The sequence below is a fragment of the Shewanella sp. UCD-FRSSP16_17 genome (assembly GCF_001675935.1).
GTDB lineage: Bacteria > Pseudomonadota > Gammaproteobacteria > Enterobacterales > Shewanellaceae > Shewanella > Shewanella japonica.
In genome coordinates this window covers 17,748-38,765 of the sequence record NZ_LZFV01000005.1, presented here as the reverse complement: position 1 = coordinate 38,765, position 21,018 = coordinate 17,748, and the positions used below count along the sequence as shown (strand labels likewise).

Here is a 21,018-nt window from a genome sequence, read left to right as displayed (position 1 = left end):
CTTGCCTGATTGCGGTAATCTGGCGACAATAGGTAAACCATCTTTATTCGTTGATAAGCATTCAGTCATTGTTATCCAAGTCTTTACAATATTGCCTAGTCATTTGCGTTGCCCTTGTTTCATTGGCATCAAATTTTGCTTGGGCTAAAAAAGATGAATGGCTAACGATTGAACTGCAGGGTGTTTCAGGCAGTTTGGCCAAAAACGTACGTGCTCACTTAGGTGAATCACCCACTTCTCAAGTTCAGCGCCGCGCATTTTTGTTTACCGTAGAAGATAATGTTACCGCTGCACTTGAATCAATGGGCCGATATCACGCAAAAGTGGATATTAATGTTACCGAGTCCAAAAACTCCCCTTGGAAACTCACTATTAATATTGATGAAGGCGAACCGACTATCATTCAATGGATTGACATCAAATTCAGTGATGAAATGCTCGATGATAATAGCTTTAATCGCTGGATGGATCAGTTAACAATTAAACCAGGTGATACCCTTAACCATGGTGTTTATTCAGAATTAAAATCAAACCTAGTAACACTCGCACTGGCCAGAGGCTATTTTGACGGGGCTTTTACTCGCTCTGAAATTGAAATCAATCGTGATTTAAATACCGCTAAAATCCACCTCTATTTTGAATCAGGAAGACGATACAAAATGGGGGAAGTCACGTTTTCAGGCCAGACCATAAATGATGATTTACTTGAAAAACTCATTCCATTTGACCCTAATGCGAATTACTCAACCCAACGCCTAAATCGGCTTAATCGGAATTTAATTGATACCGGTTATTTCAGTAATATTAAAGTGTTACCTCAAATTGATAACATGTCTGAGACTAAAGTACCGATTAAAGTTGATTTAGCCCCAAGACCCACTCACTCTTTTGAGGTGGGTTTGGGCGCCGATATTGGAACCAATGCAGAAAAAACCGTTGAGCCAAGAGTTCGGCTTACTTGGCGTATGCCAGAAATTAACAGTTATGGTCATACCCAAGAAACCACAATGGAATGGTCGCCTGACAGACCGAAGTTTTTAACCACTTATACCATTCCGTTAACTCATCCTCTTGATGATCAGCTTAAATTTAGGGTTGGTTTATTACGTGATAAATACGGGGTAACGCAAGATTACAATGAAGATGACAGAAACTACGATTATACGGGGCAATTGGAATCTGAAAAACGTTTGTTTGGGATAATCAGGCAACAACGATTAGACAGCGGTTGGTTATTTGGCTACTCCTTAGAATATAACCATGAGTTTTATAATCAATCTGATACTGACTATGACCCGCAATTTGTATTGGCTGGTTTTGGATTAAGTAAAACAACGCGTGGAGACAACACCTTAGACCCTAAGTCAGGCTTTAGACAAACTTACAGTCTCGAGTATGGCGATCCTAATCTAGGCTCTGAAATTCGCTTAACGAAAATCGAAGCAAGATTAAAATGGATTGATACTTTTTTTGAACGTCATCGTTTTGTATCACGTCTGGATTTAGGCGCAAATATTGCCGATAGTGATCAAATTGATCAAATCTCGCCTTCACTTCGTTATTTTGCCGGTGGCGATCAATCGATTCGTGGTTACGGCTTTCAAGAGTTAGGCCCATATATCGAGTATGTTAACTCTGAGGGCGGCTTATCGAGGCAGGTTGTCGGTGGACGCTATTTAGTCGTTGGTAGTTTAGAGTATCAATATTATCTCACTGACACTTGGCGAGTCGCCACTTTTGTCGATGCTGGTAATGCTTTTGATACTGAACAATTTGAGCCTGTCGTCTCTGTTGGTGGCGGTATACATTGGATTTCACCTATTGGTCCTATTAAGTTTGACTTAGGTGTAGGCCTAAAAGAAACTGAAACCATTGATCGTTCTTGGCGAATTCATTTAACCATGGGGACAGACTTATAATGACTGATTCTATGCCCCCTAAAACAGAAGATAGCAATCAACACGACAGTTCATCGTTAGCGCATATACCTGCATCAAAACCACCAAAATCATTTTTAGGTCGTTGTTGGCAAGCGTTTAAACTCTGTACTCGTACTGCTATTTATATCCCTTTACTGTTATTGATGCTGATAGCAATTCTGATTGGCACTCCGATTGGTGCCCAGATCAGTGTGATGCTAGCCAACCAGTTTGTTCCTAACTTAGCGTTAAACTTAAAATCAGGCACTATAAACAATCAACTTGAATTTACTACTGCTCGTTGGTCAATGGACGGCGTCGCTGTAGAGGTTGAAGGCCTGAGCCTCTCATGGGTTCCAACTTGTCTTTTTAACAAACAGATTTGTGTTGATAACTTTTTTGCTGATGATGTTACTGTCATAGTACAAACCGATCAGTTTGCAGATGATGAACCTTCTAAGCCATCAGAAAATGACAACGCTAAAGACACCAATAATGAGGATGCCGCTGAACAGCAATCCCCTTCACCGTTGATCTTACCCGTCACTATTGGACTCAATCAGTTAGATCTGAACGACGTAAAAGTCACAGTGAATGACATGCGTTACAACGCAGGTCGCCTGCAAGGTAAAGCGTTATGGAATAAGAGTGGACTCAGAGTAAATTACTTACATAGTGAAGGCTTATTAGTCGATATACCATTAGGTGAATCTTCCCAACAAGATACTGCCGATACGCAAGCAACCTCAAGCCCAAATAATCAAGATAAAAACGTTTCATCATCAGAATTAGAAACCTGGGCCATGGCCAACTTGCCAGCCGTTTACATGACTTTTCCTATTTATGTTGATGAGCTCATTACCCATGACAGCGTAATGAAATTAGGTAATAGAACTGATAATTTTTCTCATATTTCGCTAACTGGTAGCTATGTTGAATACTTAATTGATGTGCAAGCATTATCGGTCTCTCATGATTATGGCGAGGCTTCTCTCGTTGGCGATATTAGTCTTAATCATGACTACCCAATGAATATTGATGCCAAATTTAACCTTAGCAAGGTGACTGAAGCACCTGATTTTACTCAACAAAAAATAGCGATTGAGGCCGAGAATGGTTTCGACAACTTATCGTTATTAGTGTCTGCAACTGGCGATGTAGACATCGACTTCGAAGCAATTATTGAGTTAAGTAAGCCAGAAATGGATTATCAAATTGAAATTGCTCAAGCAAATATTAACTGGCCACTTGATAAACCCGATTACACCGCGAGATTAAGTAAGCTCACCAGTAAAGGAAACATTCATCAACAGTCTGCCATTTTTAGTGGTGAGTTTTTAAGCCCGTATCACCCTCTTTTAATGCTTGATGCCAATATTGAGCTTAGTCAAAATGAGCTCATTATCTCGCATCTTGATGTCGAGTCAGAAGCTGGAAACCTAGTAGCAGACGGCAACCTCAACTTTGATGATAAGGTCAGTTGGTCAGCACAATTAGCGACATCTTCGCTTCAACTAGACAAAGTCCCCTATCTTTATGAATTAACGGAACTTGCAAGCAATATTGATGGTTCACTGCTATCCGCTGGCGTTATTGATGATGAACAATGGCAAATAACCATAGAAGATGCCGATCTCAGTGGCACATTAAATGATTTTCCGTTAACGGTGAAAGGGAATATCGAATTCAATGATAAGTTCGCCATCAATGCCGACAATTTACAGGCAAGTGCATTAGGAGCAGAATTATTAATTAATGGTCAAGCTAGCCGTTTTTGGGATGTCGATGCCGAGCTCTCCGTACCTGATGTTAGCCAGTGGTTACCTAATGCTAAAGGCGAAATTTATGCAAAAATTGATGTGACAGGGGATGATACGCAACCAATCGTTGACGTAAGTGGCCGAGTGAGTAATGTTAAATTTGCTGATATTGATATTGAACAGTTAACTCTTAAAGGCCATTACCTACCGTTAAATGAACATCAATTTACCCTTAGCATCAATAATAACCAGCTTTCATGGCAACAGATTGATTTATCAGGATTAACGCTTAGCGCCGAAGGAACCCTTGCTGAACAAAAAATTAAACTCAATACGCAAGGTGACATCGCATTAAACACTCAAATCAATAATCAGTTTAATGAACAAAAGCAAACCTTTAATACCGACATTAACTCACTTGTTATTTCAAATTTATTAGGTGCTTGGCAAATAAATAACCCTGTTAATATCCAATGGGATCAGCTCAATCAAGAAGGACAGATTACGCCTTTTTGCTTAATTCAAACCCATAGTAGTCTGTGTTTAAACCAGCAAGGTCGATTTGGTACTCAAGGCGATCTTTCGCTAAGTATCAATGGCCAACCAGGTAACTTGTTACAGCCGCTGCTGCCTCCTCGTCTAAACTGGACTGGTGAGTCCGACTTAGAAGCAACAGCTCAGTGGTCAGAAACTGACAAACTTAAAGCCAACATTGCGCTATTGCTTAATGGTGGGGATATAGCATTACGCCGCACCGAAAACGATCGAATCAACCTACACTACGATACCATCAAGCTGGATGCTGTGATTGATGAAACACAGCTCAAAAGCAGCCTTATTGTTAGCGCTGAGAATATTGCTGAAATTAACAGCCAAATCAGTATTAGTAATGATGAAGAACGCGCATTAACAGGCTTTATCAAAGCCGATACGATTAATATAGGGCCACTGAGGGGCTTTTTCCCTAAACTCGCAACATTAGAAGGCTTGTTCGCAGCGGACCTGAGTATATTAGGTAACCTAACTCAGCCTGAGGTGCAAGGAAGCTTAAGCCTAGAAAACGGGGCTTTAGCCACAACGAACAACCCAACGTTAATTGACGATATTACTCTAGCAATGCAGTTAAAAGGTCAACAGGCAAAAGTTGATGGCACGTTAGCAATGGGAGATGGTAAAGCGAGTGTGGCGGGTACGTTGGCTTGGCCTGATGGTCGATTTAGCGGTGATATTGATATTCTGGGCGACAAGCTCGCATTTATTCAACCTCCAATTGCGATATTAGATATTTCTCCCGACATCAATATTACTTTCGACACAACGCAACTGGCGATAAAAGGCAATGTCGACATTCCAACGGGTGAAATTACAGTTGTTCAGCTTGCAGAAGGCGGCGTTGSCGTTTCCTCAGATGTCGTATTTAACGATTCTATTTCTGAAAAAGAACAACAAACAAGCCCTTACGCCGTGGTCTCGGATTTAAATATTAAAGTTGGTAATGAGTTACTGATTGACGGTATGGGCCTTAGCGGAAAATTACGTGGCACCCTTTTGCTGCAACAACAAGCATTCAAGCCTCCCCTACTATTTGGTGATATTAAGGTCACTAATGGCTCTTATAAATTCATGGGACAAACACTGACGATTAGTACGGGCGAAGTACAATTCTCCGGCCCTACCGAAGTCCCTAATCTAAATATTGAAGCAGTCAGAGAAATTAAAGATGAAGACTTAACTGCGGGCGTACGAGTGACAGGTACAGCAATGCAACCTGAGGTCACCTTGTTTTCAAGTCCAGCAAAAGAGCAAGCAGAAATTCTCTCTTATATTATTACTGGCGCAGGATTTAGTAACTCCAGCAATGAGCAAAATAATGCCTTAATGATGGGGGCTGCATTAAGCTTAGGCTCGCAATTAGGTGGTGGAGCAATCAATAATATTGGCTCAACAGCCACAGGCTTGATTGAAAAGTTTGGTTTTTCTAACGTCCAGCTAGATGCGAACGATGAAGGACGATTTGCCATTAGTGGCTACATTGGCGAAGACTTAATGGTGAAATACGGTATTGGTGTATTTAACCCAGGATATGAGATGACAGTTCGATACTATATTTTGTCACAGTTATATTTAGAAACCGTCTCAGGGACGATCAATCAGTCTCTTGATATTTACTACAGTTTTAACGTCGATTAATCCGCTAAAACGATAGCAACCGCTATTGCTATAAACCTAATACAGCTTGTCATTTCACAGTGAACTACCGTTACTTCAATACCGCCAATTTACAGACACAAAAAAAGCGCCATTAAGGCGCTTTTTTCACTCAAACTAGCAATTAAGCAAATTTGAAATCAATGTGTTCGATTAGCGTTTTGTACGCGTGACGTTGCATTGCTTGTACACGTACTTTAACTTCTTTACCGTCGATAACTAGTGTTAAGTCAGTGTTGTAGAAGTCATCATTCAATTGAATGTTTACGATATCTTTTTGAGCCATTTTGATTGACATTGGCTCTTTACCTGGACCGTAGATAACAGCAGGAACTAAATTCGCATGACGTAGGCGGCGGCTCGAACCTTTCCCGATTTCAGTACGGATTTCAGCTTGAATAGTGTAAGACATGTGTTTCTCACTTATAAAAAATAAATTGATGTTGTTATTTTCGACCAATAACAACTCGTGCTTGTTCTTTAACAAAGCGCGCGGATTCTATCATAGCCACCTTGACTCAACAAGTTATTAAGTAAAAATCATACCATTCACTCATGCTTCTCAAGATAGTATCAAGCAGTCACATCGTTAATAGTGTCAATATGAAAACACTACCAACTTCTTACAGGGCCACAATCCACATGAATAAAACCAGAACGTGGATAATAACCTACGCCACCCAATTTTAATGACTTTGCAGCATCACGAAGGCTTTTAAGCTCAACGCCTGGGATTGCAAGATCCATCGCCATTCCTTTCATGTGGTAGCTTTTCTTTGCGACTCCATTACTCTTAGCTGCTAACATATTGTTGGTTTTTGGTGAGCGGTAACCGGAAATGACATGAACTTCATCAGTATTACCTAAAGCCTGTTGTAGCTGATAAACAAATTCGTATAAACGCTTATCCATAGGCGCTGATTGGTTCTGACGATGATCACGTAGTACTTCGCTAAATAATGACAAAGTATCTTGGTCATACTCACCTTCAGCCCAAAACTGGCCTTTTTGACGCTCTCCGGTATGACGATTGTAAAAACTGAGTTCTCTAACACCTTGAGTAGAACGGCTTGCTTGAACTGGATTGGAAAACATAGAAGCAACAGCAACACCACTTAAACCTAACACTAATTGCCGACGGGCAGGACACACTAAAGACATTCACTCACCACTTTCAAATAATCAAAAACATGTGCGTTTTTTACACAATTGAAAGCGAAGTTAAACGGAAAGTGAGACAATAGCAAGCATTCAAACCGATAAAATCAGCTTAAATTATGAACAAAACGGCAAGTGTTAATCTGGTCAATAACTTAACGAGAAGACACTTGTAACGAAGTTGCTGCATTATTGGCCACTTCGGTTTGTTTAATGTTATTTAAATGATAAATGTCATTACGAAACTGAGCGAGGTTAGTTTCATCAACCCACGCATTCCAGTAAACCAGGTGGACTGGCACTGTTTGAGAAAGTGAAAACCATTGCGTTTGCTCGCCTTGCTCCTGCATTCGATGCCAAGTGCGTTTATCAATCACCACATTTTCGGCAAACCACTCCGCTAGTTCTTGTACTTTTTCGATTCGAATGCAGCCAGATGATAATGCTCGGTCATCTTCATCAAACAAGGCTTTATCTGGCGTGTCATGTAAATAGATATTGAGATCATTTTTAAAGTGAAATTTGTAGCGTCCAAGCGCATTTATCTTACCAGGCCTCTGCACTAACCGATAAGGAAACGGGCCTGTTGAAACAATATCTTGCCACTCTGACGCTGTTTTATTCACTTTAGTGCCAGTGATATCAAATACATCAAACTGCCTGTCAGTAATGTAATGTCCATCTTGGGCAACCTTTGGCAGAATATCTCGTCGCATTAGTTTTTTAGGAACGGTCCAAGTAGGGTTGATGACGATGTTGGAGATTTGCCCCTGCATCACAGGTGTTCGTCTGTAGGCTTTGCCTACGATCACTCTAGAGCTCAATGCGATTTGGCTTTCATTGACTAATACCATTTCAAATGCAGGTATATTCACTAACAAGTAGCGCTCACCTAAGTCAGACAAATAACTGGTTTTTTCAACAAAATTGCTGGCTAATAATTCAGCGCGTTGCAGTGGCGTTTGATTAATCCAATGTAACGTTTTGGGGCCAATAACAGAATCAGCTTTCAAACCATGTCGCTGCTGAAATCTCGCCACCGCCATCGCAATTGTATTGTCATAAGTGTATTGGGTTTCAGATCGAGAAGATAAATCTCCCAATAACCAGAGTCTTTGAGAAATCAAACTGATGGTCTTATGGCTATCACCAGGCCTTAATAAGCCACCAGGTTGTATTTGAGGCCAATCATGGCGCTGATTCAGCCACAATAAGCGCCTAATGTGATTTTGAACACTAAGGTAGTCTTCAACCGCAGGCTCTAAGGCATAAACCTGTCGTTTTTCGGACATAGAAGAAGTCAGCGAATCATAAGGCAAGCGTACATTTCGATCATGCCAGAAGCGAGCGATCTCTTGTTGAATTTTGTCTATGTACTCGAGTTTTTCAGCCTCACTGCCCTTTTGCAAGATAGTTAAGTAATCTTGCCAAATAACGGAAGACTCCACTAATGAAAGTAAAGTCACATGCTGAGCAAGTGTTTTGTATGTTGCTGGCTGAATTTGATCTTGTGACAGCCTTTGGGACTGCACTGCATGAGTTTGGCCTGCAAAAGCAATTGATAACAAACTAATAAAAGTGAAAGAGACACGTAGATAATACAAAATTCTCATTCATTTCTCTCCCGTCTTAACGCCATAGACAATTAAGTATGGCAAAAAAATATCAACCTTGTGTTACAGACTGTGACGTTCAGTTACAAGTTACTACGAAAGAAGGATAAAAATAGAACAAAAAACTTAACCGCTGACTACTAAGCAGCTAATTGAACTAAAGAAACTAGGAAAGGATTATAAGAACTGTTATAAACATGCCCCGCAAAAATTTTTTCAATATTTATTCACTGCAGCATTTATGAACAAGAAGCAATTATTACAAGTCATGGCGTCTGATACCGGCGTTTCTCAATCTCAATTAAAGCCACAGTTAGAGCAAATTCTTATCCAACTTCATAAAGCGTTAGCAGAAGGCGAAAAAGTGTATTTACCGCAATTTGGCACCTTTGAATTAAGGTATCATTTGGCTAAGAATGGACGGAATCCGCAAACGGGTGAAAGCATCGAAATTCCAGGTTTTAATCAACCTAGCTTTAAACCAGCTCCAGCCTTTAAAAAATACATTAATCCATAAAAAAGTAGCGTCAAAAGACAAATTAAAGCCTCCTATTTGGGATAATAGGAGGCTTTCACATTCTATCTCACTTCATTTTCAAATCTTGCAAACGCGCGCTCACATGCGTCTTACAAAGCTTTTTATATTTTATCCATAGCGGCACATTAAACAGTGGCCCAGTTAGCCTACCTTAAAACGACGAGGGATTTATCTTTTGCCCTAAACGTAGATTCAAATTTTAGATACAAAAAAGCCCCAACTTTCGTTGAGGCTTTTTCGCACCATACTTACGTATGTAAATAGTGGTACCCGAGGCCAGACTTGAACTAGCACGCCCTATCTTAAAACGACGAGGGATTTATCTTTCGCCAACGCTCGAATTATAGACACAAAAAAGCCCCAACTTTCGTTGAGGCTTTTTCGCACCATACTTACGTATGTAAATAATGGTACCCGAGGCCAGACTTGAACTGCCACGCCCTATCTTAAAACGACGAGAGATTTTATCTTTTTCTCAAGATGCAAGTTTCAAATTTTAGATACAAAAAAGCCCCAACTTTCGTTGAGGCTTTTCGCACCATACTTACGTATGTAAATAATGGTACCCGAGGCCAGACTTGAACTGCCGCGCCCTATCTTAAAACGACGAGGGATTTATCTTTCGCCAACGCTCGAATTATAGACACAAAAAAGCCCCGACTAATGTCGAGGCTTTCTTATAATGGTACCCGAGGCCAGACTTGAACTGGCACGCCTATTAAGCGAGGGATTTTAAATCCCTTGTGTCTACCGATTCCACCACTCGGGCAAACTCTGGTAACTCGTCAAAACGCGTTACAAAATTTGTTTTTCAACGTAAGCAATCGGTTGCCGCCGCTGATGTGGTGCATACTTTACTGATTTTTCAGATAGGATCAACATAAAAATGAAACTTATTGTTCAAATGCCCATTTTGCGAGCAAATAGCATAAAAACACAGCGCGAAAGACTAATATATCACCGACTTATATAGACGACATCGCGAGCGCTTGATTGACTCGATGTTTGAGCTCAGGTAACAATTTCTCGGCAAACCACGGATTTTTTGCCAGCCATATATTATTTCTTGGACTTGGGTGCGGTAAAGGCAGAATTGAATCGGGGTATTTTTGCCAGTCTTGTACTGTTTGCGTTAAAGACTGTTTGGTTTCATTTAAATGATAGTCTTGAGCATATTTACCAACAAGTACGGTCAGCTTAATGTGAGTCAACTCAGCTAAAACGTGTTCTCGCCAAGTTTGCGCACATATTTTTAACGGCGGTAAATCGCCACTTTTGCCCTTTCCTGGATAACAAAAGCCCATCGGTAGAATAGCGACTTTTTCGGGATCATAGAATACAGCCTTATCTATGCCTAACCAGTCCCTTAGTCTATCTCCACTAGCGTCATTAAAAGGAATACCTGATTGATGCACAGCAAGCCCAGGAGCTTGCCCAGCAATTAAGATTCTCGCTTTCGAATGGATCTGTACCACAGGATTAGCACCATGGGCTAACCTTGATTCACATAAACGGCATTGCTTGATCTGCTGGGATATGATGTCAATTTGAGCTTGTGTCATTCCATTCCTTTGTCATTAACCAAGCTCGCATGTTTAAGCCGATATGGTTTAACGTAAACTTGATATTTGTTGAGCGAGTTCATTGAAACTTGGGCGCTGACTCACTGAGTTATTTAAACATTGTTCTGTCAATAATAATAACGACGTGAATAGCGTTTTGTCAGCCAAGTCACTACTTTCATGTAGAGAAGATTGACTGTAATGTCCGAGAAGATCTTCTAACATATTGCCAAAGGCTCTCACTTCTATTGCTTGCATTTGATTGACTTGCGATACAGATAATTTATTTAAATCCGTCGCGGCGCCAAAGTCACCGAACAGAATATTTGCACTGTCATCTATCATAGTATTGTGCGCATAAATATCGCCATGACTGATTTTTTGATAATGCAAATGGGCTAATGCTCCAGCCATGCTCGCCATAACCTTTATAATGTTTTCCAGTGAGATACTCATTTCATCGGCAAAGGTATCTCGTGTGCAGGTAATTAACGATGGTGGTAAACCTAAATTATAATAACCAGAAGGGATAATCTCCATAACTAAACCTAAGTCATCGCCCTCAGCAATTTGCGCTAACACTTTAATCAGATTTGGATGTTCACCTGCGGTTAAGCAACAATGAAGCTCATCTTTTGGGTATCCATCTGAGGTAACAGCCCCTTTAAACATCTTTAACGCAACGGTTTGATGACTAGACGTTTGAGCACTATCCAATTGCGCCTTGTTCCATTGAGCTTGATATATCACCCCTGAAGCGCCTTGACCTAATTGATCGCCTAATACAAATTCAGACATGCTTGCTTGTAAAAAGTCTGCATGAGTTTCGCTACTTTGCGTCACAGGGTTTCCACTAAATGCCAGCCAAGCAAGCTTTGGGAGACTTAATAACCAATCAGGTACACTTGCTAACTTGTTGGCCGATATTCTCAGTAACTCAAGTTCATGACAGTTCTGCATTGAATCGGGTAATTGAGTAATCACATTCCCTGCTAAAGCACACTTCTTTAAGCGATGTAATTGCCCCATTGACTCTGGTAAATGGGTGATTTGATTGTCAGTCAAAATAAGCCAGCGGGTATCAACCGGAAAGCAATTCTCTGGAACTGATTCAATTTGATTGGCTTTAAAGCCAATCATTTCAAGTTTAGGGCACTGAGCAATGACAGATGGGATTTCGGTAAAACAATTAAATGAAAGAAACAGAATTTTAAGCTCAGCTAAGCAAGCAAACTCATCAGGTAAACTGCTGAGTTGGTTATTTGAAAGATCAAGCACTTCCAAAGAGTCCGACAAGGTTAAAATCTCTAATGGAAATGTCGTTAATTGCTCTGCTATTTGTAATCGCTTGATGTGTTGCTGTTTTAATTCACCGAACTGTAATTGAGCTAGCGTGTGCAATGGAAGTTCCTTCATCATATCGTCCATGACAATGGACAAAAAAGCGCACATGATATGTTATTCAGGTCGTTTAGTTAAGCTATCTGATTAGATTGTGAAATATGACGAAATTGAATCACTTGCTAGATGTATAATAAATATCGCAAAATGTTATCACTACAACACAAGAATATCCGTTAAATGCCTGAACTAACCCCTATTAGCTTTTTTAGTCGCTTTGAAGAAGATATTTTATCTGGTGCAAAAACGATTACCTTACGAGATGAATCTGAAGCTCATTTCATCGAAGGCGAAACCCTCAGTGTGTCGACATTTGAAGACGAACGCTGGTTTTGCAATATTAAGGTTATTTCGATAAAGAAAGTGGCATTTCATCAGTTAGATGACACTCACGCTATGCAAGAGAATATGCCTTTAGACATGCTGAAATCACTCATACAAGAAGTTTACCCAGGCGTTGAACAACTTTATGAAATCAAATTTAATCTGGTTTAATGCAATAACTTAACACAACAAACGGAAAGGACACCGACATATGCATTACCTTAGTTTATTACTGCTTTGGCCTGTCTATCTCGTGCAGGCCATTTGGGTAAAAAAAACGACATTACCATTACCAGAAGCAACAGGACTGCGAGAAGGAGTCGATAATCTAGCGCCTCATGATGGCTCATTAAATCAGGCATTAAATCAAACTGTCGAACCATTAAACCTACTCATTGTCGGTGACTCTGCCGCTGCTGGCGTAGGAGTGGAAACCCAACAACAGGCACTTACTGGGCAAATTCTGTCTCATTTAAAATCACGTCATTCGGGTGTTAACACCCATCACATTCGTCAAGTTCGTTGGCAATTGATTGCTAAAAGCGGTAGCAATACTCAAGCGTGTGTAAATCACCTTAATAAAGTGATCCCTGATAACAGCTCAAAAAATATAGATATCGCGGTATTATCATTAGGCGTTAATGATGTACTAAGCCCCATTACAAGCAGCACTTGGATTCTACACATTGAGCAACTTTGCGATTTATTAAAAAGCAAACTTAATTGCCAACACATTATAATTACCGCAGTGCCGCCGATGGAGGCTTTTCCTGCTTTACCGCAACCTTTTCGTTGGTTTTTAGGCGCACGCGCGGCTGAATTTAATCTCGCTTTACACCATTGGGTATCAAAAAGTGATTTACCCTGTGAACTATTAAATATGCGCGAATCGCTCACTGATGCGGTCATGGCTGAAGATGGTTTTCATCCTAGTGCTGAGGTTTATCAACACTGGGGGAAAATGGTGGTCGACCTCATCGAAGTGAACCAAAATCAACAAGTCGGTTAACTAAAAGCCAATCAATGATGGCCTAAGACATTGTTGGCCATCATTGCATTAAGCATACTTAGCCAACAGTGAGTACAATTTTCCCAACATGCTGTTTTTGCTCAAACATCAGCTGAGCATCGTTAATCTTAGCTAAAGGAAAAACCTCTGCAATCACGGGGGCTATCTTTTTCTGCTCAATAGCCTTAACTAAATTTGGAAACACGTCTGGCTCAAGCACTGTGCAACCATAAAAACTTAAATCTTTTAAGTATAAGGTTCTTACATCAAGCTCAACGATAGCACCGCCAATAGCACCGGATACCGCATAGCGTCCTCCTGGCATCAAGATATCTAACAATTGTGGCCATTGCTTGCCAGCCACCAAATCAATCACCACATTGACACTGTTTCGGCCTAAACTTTTGACTAAATCAATATTACGCTCCAAAACTTGATCGGCTCCCAATGCAAGAAGTTGCTCATTCTTACTTGGGCTAGTTACAGCAATCACCTTAGCACCACGTGCTTTTGCTAACTGAATTGCTGCAGAGCCAACACCTCCAGAAGCACCAGTGATCAATACCGTATCCTTGGCAGTCACTCTAGCTCGAGTTAGCATATTTTCAGCCGTTGAATAGGAACATGGAAATGATGCCAACTCCTCATTAGAATACTCACTATCTATAGCATGGGCATGTTGATCGGCCACCACGGTATACTCTGCAAACCCTCCATCACATTCTGAGCCAAAATACCAAGGGCTCTCTAAACGTTTTCCTTTAGCAAAACGTAAACACGGCTCAATTAACACTCGCTGGCCTATTCTATTGCGGTTAACACCTGCCCCAACGGCCACTATCACGCCACACACATCCGCACCTTGGATCCGTGGAAAAGTTAATGCATTACCTGACCAGCTGGCATCGTCGCTATCAGCATCAGATTTCGAGTACCAAGCCGTTCTGGTATTAATGTCTGTATTATTCACACCTGCGGCTAATACTTTTATCACCACATCTTCGTCCGTAAAACTTGGAACAGCAATGTCATTGTTTAGCGCTAAGACTTCGGGTCCGCCATGGCCTAAAAGCTGAATCCCACTCATGGTAGGTGGCAATGATGTTGAAATGGGTGACATATTAGTGCTCCAGTAAGGTGGTTATTGTGATTTTGGTTGAGATAAACGCATCAGCACCTAATAAAGGCCATACACTTGATACGCCCTCGTGCAAGATGAATAACTGAGTGGCCAGTTCTGGTCGTTGACAAACATTACCCAAGTAATGCTTAACTTGTTGTTTATGCGTATCTACCGCGTCTTTGATCGCTTCATCTTCAGGAAAAGCAGCAATGGCATTCATCGACATACATCCGTTAGGCGCATATTGCTCCATCCACTGCTGCAAGCGATCAAAAATACACAGCACAGATTCTGTCGCAGAAAGTGATGTTATATCTTGTTCCAAAAAAGATAAGTATCGTTGGTGACGATAATCTAACGCAGCGACAATCATTTCTTCTTTAGAAGGAAAATGTTTATACAAGGTTCTCAAACTCACATCACACGCTTTTTGTAACTGAGAAACACTCGGTTCAGCAAAACCAAACTGGCTAAATACATCTTCAAGACTTGCTGCAATTTGTTGTTTAAGCACAAACACCCCACTAGTAGAACGAACACTCTACCCATAGTAGAGTGTTCGTTCTACTTTGTGAACTTATATTGATTAAACTGTGGGCTTGTTCAAAAAACAGTTAATAGAAATGAGCAATTAATGCCCCGAATTAGGCTTAGGCGGAAATAAGTGACTTTCATACGACAAAGTTTTAATAAGGGGAGAAATGTTAACTTTTCCCCAAGAAGCAAGTTTCAAATTTTAGATACAAAAAAGCCTCAACTTTCGTTGAGGCTTTTTTGCACCATACACCTTAATACTAAGTAGTATGTAAGCTCTTCATAGAAGAATGATGGTACCCGAGGCCAGACTTGAATTGGCGCGCCCTATCTTAAAACGACGAAGGATTTATCTTTTGCCCTAGGCGTAGAGGCAAATTCAAATTTTAGATACAAAAAAGCCCCAACTTTCGTTGAGACTTTTTGCACCATACCCCTTAATACTAAGTCGTATGTAAATGATGGTAACGGAGGCTAGACTTGAACTGGCACGCCCTATTTTAAAACGACGAGGGATTTATCTTTTGCCCTAGACGTAGAGGCAAATTCAAATTTTAGACACAAAAAAGCCCCAACTTTCGTTGAGGCTTTTTGCACCATACACCTTAATACTAAGTCGTATGTAAGCTCTTCATAGAAGAATGATGGTACCCGAGGCCAGACTGGAACTGGCGCGCCCTATCTTAAAACGACGAGGGATTTATCTTTCGCCAACGCTCGAATTACAGACACAAAAAAGCCCCAACTTTCGTTGAGGCTTTTTTGCACCATACACTTAATACAATAAGTCGTATGTAAGCTCTTCATAGAAGAATAATGGTACCCGAGGCCAGACTTGAACTGGCTCGCCTTATTTTAAAACGACGAGGGATTTTATCTTTCGCCAACACTCGAATTACAGACATAAAAAAGCCCCGACTAATGTCGAGGCTTTCTTATAATGGTACCCGAGGCCAGACTTGAACTGGCACGCCTATTAAGCGAGGGATTTTAAATCCCTTGTGTCTACCGATTCCACCACTCGGGCAAAAGTGTTGTTTTAACTGTATCTAAATCAATACAATTAAACAAAATTTGTGGAGGCGCGACCCGGAGTCGAACCGAGGTCGACGGATTTGCAATCCGCAGCATAGCCATTCTGCCATCGCGCCGTATAGAGAATGATTGGAGCGACATATCGGGTTCGAACCGATGACCTATACCTTGGCAAGGTATCGCTCTACCAACTGAGCTAATGTCGCAATCATTTGCTTATCTTTTCAAATAAGCCTTGATGTCATCTTGCTGCAACCTTGCGGTTATACGCTAGAGCATCTCTGTCTACGGGGGTGCATTCTACCGATTTCACTGTCGGTGTCAATTGCTGTTTTCAACAAAACTAACTGAATGAACACTAAATAAACTTATTGAACTTTTATTAAGCTACTCTGCCGTTAAGTCTTTCCAAGCTGCTGAAATATAACTCATCATAGACCAGAAAGTCAGCACTGCAGCAATATAGAATAATCCATAAGCCACATTGGTCAAGAATTCATTAGGCTGCCAAATTAAACCAACAATCGCGACCATTTGAGCTGCTGTTTTATATTTACCAATCCAAGAAACCGCCACAACACCTCGTTTGCCGATTTCAGCCATCCACTCACGTAATGCGGAAATAACAATTTCACGGCCAATCATGAATAATGCAGCCAATGTAAGATAAATATTGTCATTTTGCTGAACCAGTAACACAAGCGCTGTTGTTACCATTATTTTATCCGCAACCGGATCAAGAAACGCCCCAAAACGCGTCGATTGCTTTAACTTTCTTGCTGCATAGCCATCTAATGCATCTGTGACTGCTGCAAGCCAAAAGATAAATGCAGAAGCAAACGGTGCCCAAGAATAGGGAAGATAAAAAACAATCACAAATACCGGTAAAAGTAATAACCGAAAAAGTGTTAGCGCTATAGGTAAATTAAAAGGCATGAAAGAAACCAAATAGTCAGAAACAGCGCCAATCTTGCCTTAATTTTATCCCCCTCGCAATGCATCATGGATTGTTTGTGCCATTTCTAGGCTAATTCCGGGCACTTTTGTTAATTCTGCCACGCTAGCGCCCTTCACTTCTTGAATTCCACCTAAATGTTGTAACAATAACTTACGTCGTTTTGGTCCAACACCAGGGATTGACTCTAGTGTTGATGTGTTTCTGGTTTTTTGACGTTTATTACGATGCCCAGTAATAGCAAATCGATGTGATTCATCACGAATATGTAAAATTAAATGAAAAGCAGGTGAATCACTAGCCAGCTCAAAGGTTTGTTCATTATTACCAAATACAAAGGTTTCTAAGCCTGCTTTACGGCCCTCACCTTTTGTTACCCCAATCAATAAAGGAGGATTATCAAGATGCACGCACTTTTCATCAACGATTGCCTGAGCAATACGTAATTGCCCTAAACCACCATCAATAAATACAATGTCAGGCACCTTTCCGTTGTTATCAATTTTATCAAAACGTCGCTTTAAGGCTTGCTCCATCGCAGCATAGTCATCGCCCCCTGTTATACCGTTAATGTTATAACGGCGATAATCTGCCTTGTGTGGACCTTCGCGATTAAACACCACACAAGAAGCAACAGTGCTCTCACCCATAGTATGACTGATATCAAAACATTCCATCCGTGAGATAGGCTTGGTGAATTCCAGTGCTTCTTCTAGTAGTTGAAAACGTTGTTCGACGGTATTTTTGTGGGACAATCGAGTATTAACGGCATTACTTGCATTGGTCACAGCCAAACGTAAAAAGTTAGCTCGCTCACCACGTACATGGGTTTTGATTTCGAATTTGCGTTCAAGTGCTGTTGATATGGTGGTTTCCAAAACGGCTTTTTCAGCAAATGATTCACTGATTAACACTTCTTTAGGAATAGTACGTTGAATATCGGCATTTAAATAAAACTGCCCGATAAAAGACACCAATACTTCTTCAAGTTCGGTTTCAGCAGGTACAGATGGGTAATAGCTTCGACTGCCAAAAATTTTACCATCTCGAATAAATAACAAATGAAAACACGCAATACCCGAGGCGTAGTGTACGCCAATCACATCCATATCGCCCTTGTGGTTCGACACTTCTTGTTGCTCGGCAACTCGCCTTAGTGCGGTGATTTGATCTCGATATTGGGCTGCCGACTCATATTCCATTTCGGTTGCAGCATGATCCATCTTAGCAACCAGTTCAGTGATCACCTGCTTATCTTTGCCACGTAGAAATAACCCTGCAAGTTTAACTTGCTCTGCATAGTCGCTATCAGAAACAGCGCCAACACATGGCGCACTACAACGAGAGAGTTGGTATTGTAAACAAGGTCGAGAGCGTGACTTATAGTACAAGTCATCACATTGACGAATAGGAAACAATTTTTGCATCAGGTGCAAACTTTCGCGCACCGCTCCACCATTGGGATAAGGTCCAAAATAATGGCCCTTCTCTCTTTTAGGACCTCGGTGATACGCCAACCGTGGGTGTTTATGACCACTCAATAAAATATAGGGATAGGATTTATCATCTCGAAGCAATACATTGTATTTAGGCATGTATTGCTTGATGTAATCATTTTCGAGTATCAATGCGTCAGTTTCACTGTGAGTCAGTGTGACATCGATATTGGCAATGCGAGCGACAAGCGCTTGGGTTTTTACATTAGGTAAATTAGCGCGAAAATACGAAGAAAGGCGCTTTTTGAGATCTTTTGCTTTACCGACATAAATCACTTCGCCCTTGTCATCGTACATACGATAGACACCAGGCGAAGAAGAAACGGTTTTTAAAAATAAAGCTGAATTAAAACGAGATGGCATTCACTATCCTAGGATAGGTGTTAATACCATGGGCATAACACCTAGCGTTTAAAAAGAACTGGCATCGAGCATTTTGTAGCGAATTGCGAGACGGGTCAACTCCACATCACCACCGATATCTAACTTAGCAAACAAACGGTAGCGATAGCTGTTAACTGTTTTAGGGCTTAAATTGAGTTTCTCAGAAATATCATTTACTTTTTCACCATTGGTGATCATCAACATGATTTGCAGCTCACGTTCAGACAAGCTGCTAAATGGATTCTCATCTGAATGGCTAAATTGACTCAATGCCATTTGCTGGGCAATTTCTGGTGATAAATAACGTTGGCCACGAGAAACTTGCTGGATAGCGCGTAATACTTCAGGTGAAGTGGAACCTTTGGTTAAATAACCCGATGCGCCAGCTTGCATAACTTTAGTTGGAAATGGGTCTTCTGTTTGGACCGTTAAAACAATGATTTTAGCTTCTGGTTGATAACGTAAAATCTTACGTGTGGCTTCTAATCCACCCATACCCGGCATATTCATATCCATCAAGATTACGTCAGCTTCGTTTTGACGCGACCATTGCACAGCAGTCTCTCCGTCTGGGGCTTCCCCAACAACTTTAATACCTCGCTCATCTTCTAGTAAGCGACGAATACCGGTTCTAACTAACTCATGATCATCAACTAAATATACTGAAATCAACTTCAACCCACCTTAAAAACATTCGTCCTGAACATCATTTTAATTTTTATTATATTAACTAGGGTAATTTATCTTATTGAGCGACTCACGGAAAGCGAAAAAGGCGACAATCACTGTAGGAATATGTATAGAGTGTCATTGAAGCTCGAACAATTACGTTTGGAGCGACAACCTAACAGTCCCTTTAGGTTGATTAGCCTATTAAACAGACAATAAAAAACCGTAATGAAAATGTTCATTACGGTTTCATATCTTGCTTTAGTCAGTGTTAACTCGGGCCTGTTGTTCTTTGCTGGTTAAGTTTTGTTCGAAATAAAAGCGTTTTAATTGAGGCGGATGGATTGATGCCTAGTCATCTAAGCAAAAGTCATCTAAGCAAAAGTCATCTAAGCAAAATTCATCCAACAAAGAGTAAAACGCTTTTAGTCGAACCCTTTGGGCAGCGTTTGTTGACCATTTTTACTGCGTTATTAACTTTTTATGTAGAATAACTACACCACAAAGTCTCTTCCTTGTATAAATGGTCAACAATTCGCTGCAAAAACAACCTTGAAAGATCAGCAGGCCCTAAAGACGTTGACTAAAACGTCATAGTCACTCTGTCGATTACTTTTCATCATTTTCGATGAAATCATCAGTAAAGTCAGTTGGCCAATATTTGTAACCTTGTACGGTTGCCTGAGCAGCAGCCCCCATCAAGTTGACTTGGTATGTTTTTACACCGCTCACGTCAACAGATTGGTTGGCAGACGCTTGGTCACCGCTTTCTTCATACTTAGCACTGGCTTCTGCTTGTGCTTGACCTTCATAGCCGGATTCTTTAAAACGTGTCATGGCATCGTTATCCATAAAGGCTTGAACGAATGCCATTTGCTTCCAGCCAATACCAGCGCCAACACCACCTGTAGCAAAACGATAATAAGAGTTTTGTCCATTTGACGTTAATACACACACACCACCGCCAGTAGAAAGAGCAAATAAGTAACTGTTGCTCCCCGTACAAACAACATAGCCAACAGATTGTGCAACTGCTGTTTTAGCACCACTATGTTCAGCATAAATTTCTTGTAATGCCGCTTGTGTTTCTTTACGCGCATTGGCTTTTTTTGACTCAGGTGTGTCGCCTGTAGCACAACCCGTAAGTAAAGCCGGTACCATCACTGCAGCTAAAAGACATTTTTTACTGAATAAAGTCGTAGACATAGGTGTTTTCCTCTATGGAGTAAATTGCAAAGTTTTATGACATCAGTCACTGTATTTTTAATGCACGTTGAGCGATGACTTACCCTGATATTGGCTCGGCTTCATCAAAAAATGACTTGAAATA

At 40.8% G+C, this 21,018-nt stretch carries 16 protein-coding genes and 4 tRNA genes; 5 read left to right on the top strand and 15 right to left on the bottom strand.

The genetic code is table 11. From position 1 onward, the window contains the following. Window positions 1–68 precede the first annotated feature (68 nt). Window positions 69–1,919: an autotransporter assembly complex protein TamA gene (locus A9267_RS08400; protein ID WP_443018790.1), complete on the top strand. Its 1,851-nt coding sequence runs from the start codon at window positions 69–71 to the stop codon at window positions 1,917–1,919. Next, on the top strand, window positions 1,919–5,869 hold the full coding sequence (gene tamB, locus A9267_RS08395) for an autotransporter assembly complex protein TamB (protein ID WP_065108895.1): 3,951 nt from the start codon (window positions 1,919–1,921) through the stop codon (window positions 5,867–5,869). Before A9267_RS08400 ends, tamB begins: the two co-directional genes overlap by 1 nt. A 142-nt stretch (window positions 5,870–6,011) precedes the next feature. On the opposite strand, the gene rplY is transcribed toward tamB, so the two are convergent. From rplY to A9267_RS08380, 3 genes are all read right to left on the bottom strand, one after another. Continuing rightward, window positions 6,012–6,299: a 50S ribosomal protein L25 gene (gene rplY, locus A9267_RS08390; protein WP_055024729.1), complete on the bottom strand. Its 288-nt coding sequence runs from the start codon at window positions 6,297–6,299 to the stop codon at window positions 6,012–6,014. A 200-nt stretch (window positions 6,300–6,499) separates the two neighbouring features. Beyond that, on the bottom strand, window positions 6,500–7,048 hold the full coding sequence (locus A9267_RS08385) for a DUF882 domain-containing protein (RefSeq protein ID WP_055024730.1): 549 nt from the start codon (window positions 7,046–7,048) through the stop codon (window positions 6,500–6,502). 152 nt (window positions 7,049–7,200) lie between these two features. Further along, window positions 7,201–8,658 carry a L,D-transpeptidase family protein gene (locus A9267_RS08380; RefSeq protein WP_065108894.1) on the bottom strand — a complete coding sequence of 486 codons (1,458 nt, stop codon included), beginning with the start codon at window positions 8,656–8,658 and terminating at the stop codon, window positions 7,201–7,203. Between the two features lie 133 nt (window positions 8,659–8,791). Between A9267_RS08380 and A9267_RS08375 the strand changes: the two genes are divergently transcribed. Continuing rightward, window positions 8,792–9,175 (top strand): HU family DNA-binding protein, encoded by a 384-nt coding sequence (locus tag A9267_RS08375; RefSeq protein ID WP_331711999.1) that lies wholly within the window; start codon window positions 8,792–8,794, stop codon window positions 9,173–9,175. Window positions 9,176–9,879: 704 nt separating this feature from the next. On the opposite strand, the gene A9267_RS08370 is transcribed toward A9267_RS08375, so the two are convergent. The 3 genes from A9267_RS08370 to A9267_RS08360 form a co-directional block, all read right to left on the bottom strand. After that, window positions 9,880–9,965: transfer RNA gene (locus tag A9267_RS08370), tRNA-Leu, on the bottom strand. Between the two features lie 196 nt (window positions 9,966–10,161). Continuing rightward, window positions 10,162–10,758: a uracil-DNA glycosylase family protein gene (locus A9267_RS08365; RefSeq protein ID WP_065108892.1), complete on the bottom strand. Its 597-nt coding sequence runs from the start codon at window positions 10,756–10,758 to the stop codon at window positions 10,162–10,164. A 48-nt stretch (window positions 10,759–10,806) separates the two neighbouring features. Beyond that, the gene (locus A9267_RS08360; protein WP_065108904.1) at window positions 10,807–12,159 is read right to left on the bottom strand and encodes a leucine-rich repeat-containing protein kinase family protein; all 1,353 of its coding nucleotides are present in this window, start codon (window positions 12,157–12,159) and stop codon (window positions 10,807–10,809) included. A gap of 180 nt (window positions 12,160–12,339) precedes the next feature. Here A9267_RS08360 and yqfB point away from each other — a divergent pair, with 180 nt between their 5' ends. Continuing rightward, the gene (yqfB, locus tag A9267_RS08355; RefSeq protein ID WP_065108891.1) at window positions 12,340–12,654 is read left to right on the top strand and encodes a N(4)-acetylcytidine aminohydrolase; all 315 of its coding nucleotides are present in this window, start codon (window positions 12,340–12,342) and stop codon (window positions 12,652–12,654) included. 40 nt (window positions 12,655–12,694) lie between these two features. Continuing rightward, window positions 12,695–13,492 (top strand): SGNH/GDSL hydrolase family protein, encoded by a 798-nt coding sequence (locus tag A9267_RS08350; protein WP_065108890.1) that lies wholly within the window; start codon window positions 12,695–12,697, stop codon window positions 13,490–13,492. Between the two features lie 58 nt (window positions 13,493–13,550). Here A9267_RS08350 and A9267_RS08345 read toward each other — a convergent pair whose 3' ends face one another. The 9 genes from A9267_RS08345 to A9267_RS08305 all read right to left on the bottom strand — a co-directional run bounded on the left by A9267_RS08345 (window position 13,551) and on the right by A9267_RS08305 (window position 20,894). After that, entirely contained in the window at window positions 13,551–14,612 is a 1,062-nt protein-coding gene (locus tag A9267_RS08345; protein ID WP_065108889.1) for an alcohol dehydrogenase family protein, read from the bottom strand. A 1-nt stretch (window position 14,613) separates the two neighbouring features. Beyond that, on the bottom strand, window positions 14,614–15,129 hold the full coding sequence (locus A9267_RS08340; protein ID WP_065108888.1) for a TetR/AcrR family transcriptional regulator: 516 nt from the start codon (window positions 15,127–15,129) through the stop codon (window positions 14,614–14,616). A gap of 961 nt (window positions 15,130–16,090) precedes the next feature. Continuing rightward, window positions 16,091–16,176, bottom strand: a tRNA-Leu gene (locus tag A9267_RS08335). A 50-nt stretch (window positions 16,177–16,226) separates the two neighbouring features. Further along, a tRNA-Cys gene (locus A9267_RS08330) sits at window positions 16,227–16,300 on the bottom strand. A 14-nt stretch (window positions 16,301–16,314) separates the two neighbouring features. Continuing rightward, a tRNA-Gly gene (locus A9267_RS08325) sits at window positions 16,315–16,390 on the bottom strand. A 181-nt stretch (window positions 16,391–16,571) separates the two neighbouring features. Beyond that, on the bottom strand, window positions 16,572–17,120 hold the full coding sequence (gene pgsA / locus A9267_RS08320; protein WP_055026385.1) for a CDP-diacylglycerol--glycerol-3-phosphate 3-phosphatidyltransferase: 549 nt from the start codon (window positions 17,118–17,120) through the stop codon (window positions 16,572–16,574). A 45-nt stretch (window positions 17,121–17,165) separates the two neighbouring features. Continuing rightward, the gene (uvrC, locus tag A9267_RS08315; RefSeq protein ID WP_055026384.1) at window positions 17,166–18,998 is read right to left on the bottom strand and encodes an excinuclease ABC subunit UvrC; all 1,833 of its coding nucleotides are present in this window, start codon (window positions 18,996–18,998) and stop codon (window positions 17,166–17,168) included. A gap of 48 nt (window positions 18,999–19,046) precedes the next feature. After that, window positions 19,047–19,691, bottom strand: coding sequence for a UvrY/SirA/GacA family response regulator transcription factor (gene uvrY, locus A9267_RS08310; RefSeq protein WP_055026383.1), 645 nt, complete (start codon window positions 19,689–19,691; stop codon window positions 19,047–19,049). 606 nt (window positions 19,692–20,297) lie between these two features. Next, window positions 20,298–20,894: a hypothetical protein gene (locus A9267_RS08305; protein ID WP_055026382.1), complete on the bottom strand. Its 597-nt coding sequence runs from the start codon at window positions 20,892–20,894 to the stop codon at window positions 20,298–20,300. Window positions 20,895–21,018 lie beyond the last annotated feature (124 nt).